Origin of the sequence: Pseudomonas sp. WPR_5_2 (assembly GCF_003634475.1) — a bacterium.
GTDB classification, from domain to species: domain Bacteria; phylum Pseudomonadota; class Gammaproteobacteria; order Pseudomonadales; family Pseudomonadaceae; genus Aquipseudomonas; species Aquipseudomonas izuensis.
Map to the genome: position 1 here is coordinate 14,742 of NZ_RBLA01000004.1, position 12,285 is coordinate 27,026.

At 62.3% G+C, this 12,285-nt stretch carries 10 protein-coding genes and 2 pseudogenes; 6 read left to right on the forward strand and 6 right to left on the reverse strand.

The window, feature by feature from the left end:
• Positions 1 to 5 precede the first annotated feature (5 nt).
• Positions 6 to 1,202 carry a multidrug effflux MFS transporter gene (locus tag BJ917_RS15735; RefSeq protein WP_121103804.1) on the reverse strand — a complete coding sequence of 399 codons (1,197 nt, stop codon included), beginning with the start codon at positions 1,200 to 1,202 and terminating at the stop codon, positions 6 to 8.
• A gap of 93 nt (positions 1,203 to 1,295) precedes the next feature.
• Positions 1,296 to 1,493, reverse strand: coding sequence for a heavy-metal-associated domain-containing protein (locus tag BJ917_RS15740; RefSeq protein WP_121103805.1), 198 nt, complete (start codon positions 1,491 to 1,493; stop codon positions 1,296 to 1,298).
• A gap of 161 nt (positions 1,494 to 1,654) precedes the next feature.
• Here BJ917_RS15740 and BJ917_RS15745 point away from each other — a divergent pair, with 161 nt between their 5' ends.
• From BJ917_RS15745 to cueR, 3 genes are all read left to right on the forward strand, one after another.
• Positions 1,655 to 2,038, forward strand: a complete 384-nt coding sequence (locus BJ917_RS15745) for a hypothetical protein (RefSeq protein WP_096513566.1) — start codon at positions 1,655 to 1,657, stop codon at positions 2,036 to 2,038.
• 191 nt (positions 2,039 to 2,229) lie between these two features.
• Complete coding sequence (locus BJ917_RS15755) at positions 2,230 to 4,623, forward strand: heavy metal translocating P-type ATPase (RefSeq protein WP_096513567.1); 2,394 nt, start codon at positions 2,230 to 2,232, stop codon at positions 4,621 to 4,623.
• Positions 4,620 to 5,033: a Cu(I)-responsive transcriptional regulator gene (gene cueR / locus BJ917_RS15760; RefSeq protein WP_096513568.1), complete on the forward strand. Its 414-nt coding sequence runs from the start codon at positions 4,620 to 4,622 to the stop codon at positions 5,031 to 5,033. Before BJ917_RS15755 ends, cueR begins: the two co-directional genes overlap by 4 nt.
• Positions 5,034 to 5,196: 163 nt before the next feature.
• Here the strand turns inward: cueR and BJ917_RS15765 are convergent, their stop codons facing one another.
• Complete coding sequence (locus BJ917_RS15765) at positions 5,197 to 6,090, reverse strand: PA4780 family RIO1-like protein kinase (RefSeq protein WP_096513569.1); 894 nt, start codon at positions 6,088 to 6,090, stop codon at positions 5,197 to 5,199.
• A gap of 453 nt (positions 6,091 to 6,543) precedes the next feature.
• Between BJ917_RS15765 and BJ917_RS32725 the strand changes: the two are divergent.
• Together BJ917_RS32725 and BJ917_RS32730 are read left to right on the forward strand one after the other, a co-directional pair.
• Positions 6,544 to 7,476, forward strand: a pseudogene (locus BJ917_RS32725) (cache domain-containing protein); the annotation flags it as partial.
• A gap of 129 nt (positions 7,477 to 7,605) precedes the next feature.
• Positions 7,606 to 8,334, forward strand: coding sequence for a methyl-accepting chemotaxis protein (locus BJ917_RS32730; RefSeq protein WP_371917492.1), 729 nt, complete (start codon positions 7,606 to 7,608; stop codon positions 8,332 to 8,334).
• A gap of 92 nt (positions 8,335 to 8,426) precedes the next feature.
• Here the strand turns inward: BJ917_RS32730 and BJ917_RS15775 are convergent, their stop codons facing one another.
• The 3 genes and pseudogenes from BJ917_RS15775 to BJ917_RS15780 form a co-directional block, all read right to left on the reverse strand.
• The gene (locus BJ917_RS15775; RefSeq protein ID WP_096513571.1) at positions 8,427 to 9,218 is read right to left on the reverse strand and encodes a helix-turn-helix transcriptional regulator; all 792 of its coding nucleotides are present in this window, start codon (positions 9,216 to 9,218) and stop codon (positions 8,427 to 8,429) included.
• An 81-nt stretch (positions 9,219 to 9,299) separates the two neighbouring features.
• Positions 9,300 to 9,395 (reverse strand): annotated as a pseudogene (locus BJ917_RS32555) (metal ABC transporter ATP-binding protein); the annotation flags it as partial.
• A gap of 18 nt (positions 9,396 to 9,413) precedes the next feature.
• Entirely contained in the window at positions 9,414 to 10,691 is a 1,278-nt protein-coding gene (locus tag BJ917_RS15780; protein ID WP_096513572.1) for an acetyl-CoA C-acetyltransferase, read from the reverse strand.
• 238 nt (positions 10,692 to 10,929) lie between these two features.
• Between BJ917_RS15780 and BJ917_RS15785 the strand changes: the two genes are divergently transcribed.
• Positions 10,930 to 12,282: a 3-oxoacyl-ACP reductase gene (locus BJ917_RS15785; protein WP_121103807.1), complete on the forward strand. Its 1,353-nt coding sequence runs from the start codon at positions 10,930 to 10,932 to the stop codon at positions 12,280 to 12,282.
• The last annotated feature ends 3 nt before the right edge of the window (positions 12,283 to 12,285 follow it).

Here is a 12,285-nt window from a genome sequence, read left to right on the forward strand (position 1 = left end):
CGTCCTCAGACCTGGGCTTGCGCCAGTGCCCGGGCATTCTGCAAACGCCGGGTGAGCATCGCCACGCTCACCACCAGAACTCCGCACAGGCTGATGACCATGGCCATCGGCATGGCGCTGCCATCGTGCAAAACACCCACCAGCGCGGCGGCGCCGGCGGCCACACTGAATTGCAGGCAACCGAGCATCGCCGAAGCACTGCCGGCCCGTGCACCTTGGCCATTCATCGCACAGGCCGAAGCGTTGGGAAGGATGCAGCCAAGGCTGGCGATGCAGATGAACAACGGCACCAGCAACGGCCACAGTTGCGCGGTGTGCAAGGCGCTGACGGCAAGCAGGGTCAGACCCGCGCCGAGGTAAACCCACACGGCGCGTGCCAACAGGAATGCAGGTCCGCGCCTGGCCAGTAACCGCGCGTTGACCTGGGCCACCAGTATGAAACCCGCCGCATTGGCACCGAAGAACCAGCCAAAATGTTCGGCCGGGATGCCATAGAGTTTGATGATGACGAATGGTGACCCGGCGATGTAGGAAAACATCCCGGCGATGGCGATGCCACCGGTCAGCGCATGGCCGAGGTACACCGGATCCTTCAACAGCCGTCCGTACTGACGCAACGCCCCCGACAAGGGTTGGCGTGGTATATGGGCCGGCAGGCTTTCCGGCAAACCGAAGGCAACGGCCAATCCCGCCAATGCACTGAAACCGGTCAACGCCAGGAAAATCGACTGCCAACCGGTGGTGTTGACCAGCAACCCGCCCAGCATCGGCGCGAGAATCGGTGCCAGTCCCATCACCAGCATCAATTGCGAAAAGACCTTGGCCGAACCCACCGCATCGCATTTATCGCTGACCACGGCCCGCGAGATCACCATCCCTGCGCAACCGCCCAACGCCTGGATAAACCGCGCGCCGATCAGCCATTCCAGGTTCGGTGCATAGGCGCACGCCAATGAGGCCGCCGTAAACAGCCCGACCCCGGTCAATAACGGGATGCGGCGCCCGAAACGATCAGCCACCGGACCGTAAGCCAACTGGCCAATGGACAAACCGAGAAAATACGCCGCCAATGTCAGCTGAACATGCTTTTCGTCCGTGCCGAAGGCGAGTGCCATGGCGGGGAACGCCGGCAAATAGAAATCGATCGCCAGCGGACCGAAAGCGCTCAAGGCGCCAAGAATGAGAATGGTACGGAAGTTCATCAGGCATCCAGTTGGACAGAAGTCGGCAGCCCGACAGTCTAGCCGCGCATGGACGCCTTGAACATTCCGATAGCTCGCTAACTATTAAAAAGATCAGGCCAGCTTCACGCCGTAACCTTCATCGCTGATCAGTGCGATCACTTGATCGGCGCTCAATGCCGACTCGACGCCGACTTCTTTCGCCGCCAGATCGACACGCACGCTGGCCGCCGGATCCTTGGCCTGGACGGCTTGAGTGATGGCTCTGACGCAATGACCGCAAGACATGCCTTCAACATTGAACACTTGCATGGGGACGACTCCTTTAATGAAGCTTTCGAGTGAGGTTGCCCCCAGTGTCGAGCTTGCCACCATGGCAAGGTCAAGTTCTGAAGTGTTCTGCCGGGCTGGCAATCGGCCGCGTGCTCGGCCAAGCTGCGTCCATCAATGACTCGACTTCGGGAGATTCAGCCATGCGCTGGTCAGCTTTCAGCCTGTTTGGCTTCCTCAGCCTTTTCGCCGCCCTGCCTGCGGCCCATGCCGCCGGGGAGGACTATGGCGTGTTGATCATTTCCCGCGAGCGGCTGGAAGTGGCGACGAGCTGCGAGATCGGCGTGTACATCCATGATCAGCTGTCGGCGCGGTTGTTCCAGGAGCAAAGCACTTCGTTCAACCTGCCACCGGGCAACGTTTCCCTGCGTCTCAAACTGCTGCCGGGCCAGGCGCCGGGTTGCAATCCGGGCATGCTGGCGCCGGGCTCGCAGAACATCACGCTGCGTGCCGGGGAAGTGCAAAAGTACCGGATAGCGATGACGCAGGAAGGGATGTACCTCAAGCGCGCGGGCCTCGGTTACTGACACAAATCCCTTGTGGGAGCGAGCCTGCTCGCGAAGGCGGCGTGTCAGTAAACGATGATGTTGATAGGACGACCGCTTTCGCGAGCAGGCTCGCTCCCACAGGGGAACGGCGGCAATTTGCGGATTGGCGCTTGACCTTGCCAGCATGGCAAGGTTGATCCTGTAGACATCTTCTACAGGGAGCGTGCCCCATGTCCGAATCCACCACTTTCGATCTGCCGATTGCCGGCATGACCTGCGCCAGTTGCGCCGGACGTGTCGAGCGAGCCTTGAGCAACGTCATCGGCGCCAGCGCCGTCAGTGTCAACCTGGCCACCGAGCAGGCGCGGGTTCAAGCGCCAATGGGCAGTCTTCCGGCCTTGATGGAAGCCGTGGAAAACGCCGGTTACAGCGTGCCGCAGCAGAGCCTGGAATTGAGCATCGACGGCATGACCTGCGCTTCCTGCGTCGGCCGTGTCGAGCGGGCACTGAACAAAGTGCCTGGGGTAAGGAGCGTCAGTGTGAACCTGGCCAACGAACGCGCCCATCTGGACCTGCTCGGGCAGGTCGATGCGCAAACCCTGATCGCCGCCGTGACCAAGGCCGGTTATACCGCCAGCGTCCGGGAAGCCGAACATCCGGCCACCGATACCCAACAGACCCGCCTGCACCGCGAACGCTGGGCCTTGATCGCGGCCATCGTCCTCGCCTTGCCGCTGGTGCTGCCGATGTTGTTGCAACCGTTCGGCGTGCACTGGATGCTCCCGGCCTGGGCGCAATTCGTGTTGGCCACGCCGGTGCAGTTCATCTTCGGCGCGCGGTTTTACGTCGCTGCATGGAAAGCCGTGCGCGCCGGTGCCGGCAACATGGACTTGCTGGTCGCCCTGGGCACCAGCGCCGGGTATGGCCTGAGTGTCTACGAATGGGCCACCGCCGACGGGCGCATGCCGCACCTGTATTTCGAAGCCTCGGCCGTGGTGATCGCCCTGGTGCTGTTGGGCAAATACCTTGAAAGCCGCGCCAAGCGCCAGACCGCCAGCGCCATTCGCGCCCTTGAGGCGTTGCGCCCGGAGCGGGCGATTCAGGTGATAGACGGACATGAGCAGGACGTCGCGATCAGCGACCTGCGCCTCAATGATCTGGTGCTGGTCAAACCCGGCGAACGCTTCCCGGTGGACGGTGAAGTGGTCGACGGCCAGAGCCATGCCGACGAAGCATTGATCAGCGGCGAAAGCCTGCCAGTACCCAAACAACCTGGCGATCACGTCACGGGCGGCGCGATCAATGGTGAAGGTCGATTGCTGGTTCGCACTCAGGCACTCGGCGCGGAAACCGTACTGGCTCGGATTATTCGCCTGGTTGAAGACGCTCAGGCGGCGAAGGCACCCATTCAGAAGCTGGTGGATAAAGTCAGCCAGGTATTCGTGCCGGTGGTTCTGTTGCTGGCCCTGGCCACCTTGATCGGCTGGTGGTTGTACGGCGCGCCCCTGGAAACCGCGCTGATCAATGCCGTCGCGGTCCTGGTGATCGCATGCCCATGCGCGCTGGGGTTGGCCACACCGACGGCGATCATGGCCGGCACCGGGGTGGCGGCGCGCTACGGCATTCTGATCAAGGACGCCGAAGCGCTGGAACGTGCCCATGAAGTCAGTTCGGTGGTGTTCGACAAGACCGGCACCCTGACCTCGGGCACCCCACGCATCGCCCACTTAAGTGCCGTCGACGGTGACGAAGCCAGCCTGTTGCAAGTGGCCGGTGCCCTGCAACGCGGCAGTGAGCATCCACTGGCCAAGGCGGTGCTGGACGAATGCGCGCAACGCGGCCTGATCGTGGCCGATGTCAACGACAGCCAGTCCCTGACCGGACGCGGCATAGCCGGTAGCCTCGATGGGCGACGGTTAGCCTTGGGCAATCGGCGTCTACTGGAAGAAAGCGGTTTGAGCGCAGGCGATTTGGCCGGCGTGGCCACCGCGTGGGAGACCGAAGGGCGGACCCTGTCCTGGCTGATCGAGCAACAGCCGCGGCTCCGAGTCCTGGGGCTGTTCGCTTTCGGCGACACGCTCAAGCCCGGCGCTCAGCACGCGGTGCAACAACTCAAGGCACGAAACATCAGCAGTCACCTGTTGACCGGCGACAATCGTGGCAGCGCCAAAGTGGTTGCCGATGCGCTGGGCATCACCAACGTGCACGCTGAAGTGCTGCCGGCGGACAAAGCCGCCGAGGTCGCGGCCCTGAAGAAAACCGGTGTGGTGGCGATGGTCGGTGACGGTATCAATGATGCGCCGGCACTGGCCGCCGCCGACATCGGCATCGCCATGGGCGGCGGCACCGACGTGGCCATGCACGCTGCCGGGATTACCCTGATGCGCGGCGATCCGCGCCTGGTGCCGGCGGCGCTGGAGATCAGCCGCAAGACCTACGCGAAGATCCGGCAAAACCTGTTCTGGGCCTTCGTCTATAACCTGATCGGCATTCCCCTGGCGGCCTTCGGCTTTCTCAACCCGGTGCTGGCCGGCGCGGCCATGGCGTTGTCGAGCGTCAGCGTGGTGAGCAATGCGCTACTGTTGAAAACTTGGAAACCCACGGATCTGGAGGACAATCGATGAACATCGGCCAAGCGGCTCGCCACAGCGGCCTGAGCGCGAAGATGATCCGTTATTACGAGTCGATCGGCCTGCTCCAGGCGGCTCATCGCACTGACAGCGGTTACCGGGTGTATGGCGATGAGGACCTGCACACCCTGGCCTTCATCAAGCGTTCCCGGGACCTGGGGTTTTCCCTGGAGGAGGTCGGCAAACTGCTAACCCTCTGGCAAGACCGCCAGCGTGCCAGCGCCGATGTGAAAGCCTTGGCCCGCCAGCACATCGACGAGCTGAACCAGAAGATCCGCGAATTGGGCCAATTGCGCGATACCTTGCAGGACCTGGTGGAGCATTGTCAGGGGGATCACCGGCCTGATTGTCCGATTCTCAAGGAGCTGGAATCGGGGTGTTGCGCTGAACCGGTGCGTGCCTGATTGAAAAACTAACCCTTGTGGGAGCGAGCCTGCTCGCGATGAGGCCAGCACATTCAACATCTCGAGTTACTGACACACCGCTTTCGCGAGCAGGCTCGCTCCTACAGGGTGCAGGTGTCGGGCACAAAAAAACCGGCCGAAGCCGGTTTTTTCGTTCAACCGATCACTGCATCCACGGCGGAGGCGGCTCTTCGGTTTTGCCCGGTGGCGCATCGTCCGCGGCGCGGGCCGCTTGCTTGCGTTCTTCATCCAGGCGCGCGGCCTCGATCTCGCGCATGATGCCGCCGACATCGGCCAACTCTTCCGGTTCGTCGAATTCGCCAGTCAGGACGCTGGCCGGGTGCAACGTACCGGCCTCGTACAAGGCCCACATTTCCTTGGCATACCGGGTCTTTTTCAACTCCGGCGCAAAACGCCCGAAGTAGGACGCCATGTTGCCCACGTCCCGCTCCAGCATGCTGAACGCGTGGTTATTACCCGCCGCGTCCACCGCTTGCGGCAAGTCGATGATCACCGGGCCGGTCGGAGTCAGCAAAACGTTGAACTCGGACAGGTCGCCGTGCACCAGGCCGGTACACAACATCAGCACGATCTGCGAAATCAGGTACGCGTGGTACTCGCGCGCCTGATCCGGCTCCAGGACCACGTCGTTCAGACGCGGCGCGGCATCACCGTACTCATCGGCCACCAACTCCATCAGCAGCACGCCTTCGAGGAAGTCATACGGCTTGGGCACTCGCACACCGGCATTGGCCAGGCGAAACAGCGCAGCCACTTCGGCGTTCTGCCAGGCGTCTTCGGTTTCCTTGCGGCCAAACTTGGAACCCTTGGCCATGGCCCGGGCCTGACGGCTGTTGCGTACCTTGCGGCCTTCCTGATACTCGGCCGCCTGACGAAAACTGCGTTTGTTCGCCTCCTTGTAGACCTTCGCGCAACGTAACTGGTTACCGCAGCGCACCACATAAACAGCTGCTTCTTTACCACTCATGAGTGGGCGCAGCACTTCGTCGACCAGACCGTCCTCGATCAGGGGTTCAATGCGTTTTGGAGTCTTCATCAGCTTTTATTGTGGGTCCTTTATTACCAAACACGCGAAAGTCATTCGTTATACGGCAATCCATCCATTCGGGGGAGGGGGTGCCGACGTACCGTTCGCAGGATTTTTCACATCAACCCTCAATTTCCGGAGGCAACAGCCGAAGCCCTGAGTGACAAACTGATTTGTCCGACAATCGTTTCCATAACAATAACGATGCCGCACTCACGGATCCGGGTTGATCAAGAACGTTTACGGCTGCCAATAAACCGCGAGTCATCTGCACTGCGTGGGCCTACAAGAAAATCTGGAGCGCGGATGAACATCAAACAGAAGTTGACCTGGGCGTTTGCAATCATCGCCTGCCTGCCCGTGGTGCTGGTCGCCACCCTCGTAGTGCTGAACTTGCGCAGTGATGCCAAGGACGAATTCGTCGACAACAGCGGTCGCGAAATCCGTCAGGTCAGTAATGCCATGCAACTGTTCTTCGACGGCATCAGCCAGAACGTCGAATACCTGGCCAGGCAATCGGTTATCAAGAACTCCGATGACAGCCTCAAGACTTACATGGACGCCAACGCCGCCAGCATTCCCCAGGGCGAGATGGACAAGAAAGTCTTCGCCTTCCTGCAGGAGCTGGGCAACGCCCATCCTTCCTACGCCTACGCCATCCTCGGCACCGCCGCCGGCGGTTACGTGTCGTGGCCGGACGATGCCAAGCTGGCCAACTACGACCCGCGTCAGCGCCCTTGGTACAAGGCAGCCCAGGCCAAACCAGGCAAGCCGTTCCGTACCGAGGCCTATTACTGGGCCGAAAACGATACGTCCTACGTCAGCACCGTACGCACCATCGACAACAAGCTGGGCACCAACGGCGGCGTGGTCAGCATCGACGTGTCGCTCAAACAGCTCACCGAACTGGTCAAACAGATCAAGCTCGGCGAAACCGGCTACCTGATGCTGCTGGAAAACTCCGGCACCGTACTGGTCGACCCGAAGCAACCGGAACACAACTTCAAGGCCCTGGGCAGCCTCGGCGAGGGTTATGCGCAACTGGCCAAGGCCGGCAAAGGCCTGGTTGAAGTGGAACTCAATGGCGAGCGCTACATGGCCAACGTCTGGCCGTCCGAGCAATTGGGCTGGACCTTCATCGGCCTGATCAAGCAAAGCGACGTGATGAGCACCGCGACCCAGCTGACCTGGTTGATCGCGATCATCGCCGCCGTACTCGCAGTGGTCTTCGCCATCGTCGGCGCCAGTTTCGCCAGTGTCATCGTGCGTCCGATCCGCAGCGTGGCCGATGGCCTGGAAGGCATTGCCCAAGGTGAAGGCGACCTGACCAAGAACCTGCAAATCCGTGGCAGCGACGAAACCGCGCAACTGGCCAACTGGTTCAACCAATTCCTGGCCGCGATTCGCAACCTGATCCAGAACATCGGCGGCGCCGCGAGCAAGATCCTGGCCACGTCCAAAAGCTCGACCCAGGTCTCCAGCGACATGGCGGAAGCCGCCGGGCGCCAGCGTGAAGCGGTGGACATGGTGTCCACGGCGTTCCACGAAATGGTCGCTACCGCCAACGAAGTGGCGCGCTCGTGCAGCCAGGCCGCCGAGTCTGCCGACAGCGGCCAGCGTCAGGCCCGCGAAGGCCAGCAACAGATCGATGCCGCCGTGAGCAGCGTGGATCGCCTGAGCCAGGAAATCGAACAGTCGGCCCAGTCGATGCAACAACTGGAGCGCGACAGCAATGACATTCAGTCGATCCTCGGCACCATTCGCTCGATCGCCGAACAGACCAACCTGTTGGCGCTGAACGCCGCCATCGAAGCGGCGCGGGCCGGTGAGCAAGGTCGTGGTTTTGCGGTGGTGGCGGATGAAGTTCGGGCGCTGGCCAAGCGTACGGCCGACTCCACGGCGGAAATCGACGGGCTGCTGGGCAACCTGGCCAAACGCACCAGCCAGGTGACGCAGCAAATGCATGCCAGCCTGGAGGTATCGCAGCAGTCGGTGACGCGCATCGGCGAAGCACGCAGTAGCTTCGGGCAGATTCGCGAGTCGGTGGACGTGATTCGCGACATGAACACCCAGATCGCCACGGCGGCGGAACAACAGCACCAGGTGGCCGAAGACATCAACCGGCACATCAGCCAGATCCACGGCGACGCGCAACTGGTGGCCGAACTGGCGAACTCGGCACGCCTGGACTCCCAGAGCCTGGCCGGGCTGTCGAATGAGCTGGATGGGTTGGTGCGCCGCTTCCGGACCTGATCAGGGGCCGCTTTGCGGCCAATCGCGGGCAAGCCCGCTCCCACAGGGTCCGCATTGTCCTTGTGGGAGCTGGCTTGCCAGCGATGGGGTCGTCACTGCCGAAACAACTCCCCCGGGGTAAACCCGAACAGACTCTTGAACGCCGCAATAAACGCCGACGTCGAGTCATACCCGCAGGCCAGCGCGGCATTGGTCACGCTGTCTCCCTCCTCCAGCAAACTCAGCGACGACAGCAACCGCATGCGCTGGCGCCAGCCGCGAAAGCTCAACCCGGTTTCGCGCTGAAACAGGCGCATAAGGGTTTTTTCCGACGTGCCCAAACGCTCTGCCCACGCTTGCAGAGTCACATTGCGCTCCGGATTTTCGATCAACTCGTTGCACAACCCCAACAACCGCTCATGGCGGGGTAACGGCAAGGAGAACCCGACTTCCGGCAACGCTGCCAGTTGATCCAGCAACACACTCACCAGTCGTGCTTCCGGGCTATCGCCCTGTGGATACTCCACGGGCAGCAGGCAAAAACTCTTGATCAGCTCCCGGGCCAGCGGCGTCACTTCCAACACCCGACAGCGCCCGTCCGCCCACTGGCAATCCTCGCGGCGCACATACAGGCTGCGCATCTCGGCGCGCATCGAGGTCACCACCTGGTGCTCAAGATCCGCCGGAATCCAGATGCCCCACTGCGGCGGCGCGAAGAAACTGCCTTCGGCGGTGTGCACGCCGAGAACGCCGCTGATGGCGTAGGAAAACTGCACCCAATCGTGGCGATGGGACGGCGTCCACGAACCGGCGTTGAGGCTCTCCACCCGTGCATACAGAGGGCGCGGTAGTGCAGTGAGTGGCGGGATGCTGCGTTCGAGTGACACTTGTCCGTTGGTCGGCATTGACGGGCCTTGTGTTGCGGGACGGCTGATGGGGCGACGCTAAGCCATGTCACAAATCTATTCAACACCGACAGTTCCCCCCTGTGGGAGCGGGCTTGCTCGCGAAGACGGAGTGTCAGTCGACAATGATGTTGGCTGACCCACCGCTTTCGCGAGCAGGCTCGCTCCCACAGGGATTCATTTCATATCGGGCAATCAACGTTCGATGATGGCGGTCACCCCCTGCCCACCCGCCGCGCAGATTGAGACAAGTCCCCGCCCTTTCCCCGCCGCATCCAGCAGCTTCGCCAGATTGGCAACAATCCGCCCGCCCGTGGCGGCAAACGGATGCCCCGCCGCCAGCGAGCTGCCTTTGACGTTGAGTCGGCTGCGATCGATCGAGCCCAACGGTGCATCGAGCCCGAGGCGGGTTTTGCAGTAGTCCGCATCCTCCCAGGCCTTCAACGTGCATAGCACTTGCGCGGCGAAGGCTTCGTGGATTTCGTAATAATCGAAGTCCTGCAGGGTCAGGCCATTGCGGGCCAACAGACGCGGCACCGCATACACCGGAGCCATCAACAAACCTTCGGCTCCGTTGACGAAATCCACCGCTGCCGCCTCGCCATCACGCAGGTAAGCGAGAATCGGCAGGCCACGCTCCTTCGCCCACGCCTCACTGCCCAGCAGTACCAGCGACGCGCCATCGGTCAGCGGCGTGGAGTTGCCCGCAGTCAGGGTGCCCTTGGCGCTTTTCTCGTAGGCCGGTTTGAGGGCGGCGAGCTTTTCCAGTGTCGAGTCCGGGCGCAGGTTGTTGTCGCGGGTGAGGCCCAGGTAGGGTGTGATCAAATCGTTGTGCCAGCCCTCGGCATAGGACGCGGCCAATTTCTGATGACTCTCCAGGGCCAGTTGATCCTGCGCTTCACGGGAAATGCTCCAGGTCTGCGCCATCAACTCGCAATGCTGCCCCATGGATAAACCGGTGCGCGGCTCGCCGTTGCGCGGGAACTCGGGGACCAGGTGACGGAGGCGCAATTGCAGGAAGGTTTTGAGTTTGTCGCCGGTACTCTTCGCGCGGTTGGCTTGTAGCAGAATCTTGCGCAACCCTTCGCTGACACTGATCGGCGCATCGGAGGTGGTGTCGACGCCACCGGCAATGCCACACTCGATCTGGCCCAGGGCAATCTTGTTCGCCACCAGCAGTGCCGCTTCCAGCCCGGTGCCGCAGGCTTGCTGAATGTCATAGGCGGGTGTCGAGGGCGAGAGCCGCGAACCGAGCACGCACTCGCGCGTCAGGTTCATGTCCCGTGACAGCTTGAGCACCGCCCCGGCGACCACCTCGCCGATGCGCAGGCCATGCAGGTTGTAACGCTCGATCAGACCTTCAAGCGCGGCGGTGAGCATGGCCTGGTTACTGGCGGTTGCGTACGGTCCATTGGAGCGGGCGAAGGGGATGCGGTTACCGCCGATGATCGCGACACGACGCAGTTGAGTCATGAAAAGCTCCTGATGAAATACCCGAAAGTTGAGCCAATTCCTTGTAGGAGCAAAGCTTGCTCGCGATGACGGTGGGTCAGCTACATTCATGTCAACTGACACACCATCATCGCGAGCAAGCTTTGCTCCTACAGGGATTGCGTTGCCATAACCTGAGCGTAGGCCTTATCTCGCGGATCGAACGACCGATCGCCATTGATGGTCCACACTTTGTATCCCAGCTACCGGAGCGCGTTCCATGTCTGACCGCTATATCGACTTCGCCAATTCGTCTATCGGCCATCGCCTTGTCGGGGCCATCGGCCTGCCTTCGCCGGTGCGCCTGGAACGCTGGCAGGCCGGCCGCCTGCGTCCGGTCGAGGGTGCGTTGCTGATCGGTGGCGGGCCGTTGGCGGAGAAAGTCAGCGCGTTCGCCAACCGCCTGACCGACGCGATCTACAGCTACGGCACCGACCCTTCGATGGCCACGGCATGGATCCCCGGCCACGGCCCGAAACTCAAAGCGGTGGTGTTCGACGCCAGCGACCTGGTGCAGACCGACCAGCTCAAACAACTGCGCGAGTTCTTCCAGCCCCTGATGAAAAACCTCGATCATTGCGCGCATCTGGTGATCCTGGGGCGTGACCCGCAGACCTTGAGCGACCCCTTCGCAGCCAGTACCCAGCGTGCCCTGGAAGGTTTCAGTCGTTCGCTGGCCAAGGAACTGCGCAGCGGCGGCACCCTGCAACTGATCCTCGTCGGCGAAGGTGCCGAAGACCAACTCGAAGGCCCGCTGCGGTTTTTCCTCTCACCGAAAAGCGCGTTCGTCTCCGGGCAAGTGGTCCGCCTGAACGCCTGCGCCACTCAGGTGACGGACTGGACCCGCCCGTTGGCCGGACGCAAGGCACTGGTCACCGGTGCCGCACGGGGTATCGGCGCTTCCATTGCCGAAACCCTGGCCCGCGATGGTGCCGAGGTCATCCTGCTGGACGTGCCACCGGCGAAAAACGATCTCGAAGCCCTGGCCGCGCGCCTCGGCGGGCGCAGCGTCACCCTGGACATCTGCGCTGAAGACGCCGCCACGCAGTTGATCGAACAGTTGCCCGACGGCGTCGATATCGTGGTGCACAACGCCGGTATCACCCGGGATAAAACCCTGGCCAACATGACCCCGGATTTCTGGGACGCGGTGCTCGCGGTCAACCTCAATGCCCCGCAGGTGCTGACCAAGGCCCTGCTCGACAAGGGCACGCTGCATGACAACGGCCGGGTGATTCTGCTGGCCTCGATCAGCGGCATCGCCGGCAATCGCGGACAAACCAATTACGCGGCGAGCAAGGCCGGACTGATCGGCCTGGCGCAAGCCTGGGCGCCGTTGTTGCAGGCACGGGGCATCAGCATCAATGCGGTGGCGCCCGGTTTTATCGAAACCCAGATGACCGCGCGCGTTCCGTTCGGTCTGCGCGAGGCCGGGCGGCGCATGAGTTCCCTGGGCCAGGGTGGCCTGCCGCAGGATGTGGCCGAAGCGGTGGCGTGGCTGGCGCAACCGGGCACCGGCGCCTTCACCGGACAGGCGCTGCGCGTCTGCGGACAAAGTGTTCTGGGGGCCTGAAGC

Bases quoted from the DNA above. Each gene is read 5' to 3' on its own strand.
- BJ917_RS15735 (WP_121103804.1), bottom strand. From the start codon at position 1,202: ATGAACTTCCGTACCATTCTCATTCTTGGCGCCTTGAGCGCTTTCGGT.
- BJ917_RS15740 (WP_121103805.1), bottom strand. From the start codon at position 1,493: ATGCAAGTGTTCAATGTTGAAGGCATGTCTTGCGGTCATTGCGTCAGA.
- BJ917_RS15785 (WP_121103807.1), top strand. From the start codon at position 10,930: ATGTCTGACCGCTATATCGACTTCGCCAATTCGTCTATCGGCCATCGC.
- cueR (WP_096513568.1), top strand. From the start codon at position 4,620: ATGAACATCGGCCAAGCGGCTCGCCACAGCGGCCTGAGCGCGAAGATG.
- BJ917_RS32730 (WP_371917492.1), top strand. From the start codon at position 7,606: ATGGTGTCCACGGCGTTCCACGAAATGGTCGCTACCGCCAACGAAGTG.
- BJ917_RS15765 (WP_096513569.1), bottom strand. From the start codon at position 6,090: ATGAAGACTCCAAAACGCATTGAACCCCTGATCGAGGACGGTCTGGTC.
- BJ917_RS15755 (WP_096513567.1), top strand. From the start codon at position 2,230: ATGTCCGAATCCACCACTTTCGATCTGCCGATTGCCGGCATGACCTGC.
- BJ917_RS15775 (WP_096513571.1), bottom strand. From the start codon at position 9,218: ATGCCGACCAACGGACAAGTGTCACTCGAACGCAGCATCCCGCCACTC.
- BJ917_RS15745 (WP_096513566.1), top strand. From the start codon at position 1,655: ATGCGCTGGTCAGCTTTCAGCCTGTTTGGCTTCCTCAGCCTTTTCGCC.
- BJ917_RS15780 (WP_096513572.1), bottom strand. From the start codon at position 10,691: ATGACTCAACTGCGTCGTGTCGCGATCATCGGCGGTAACCGCATCCCC.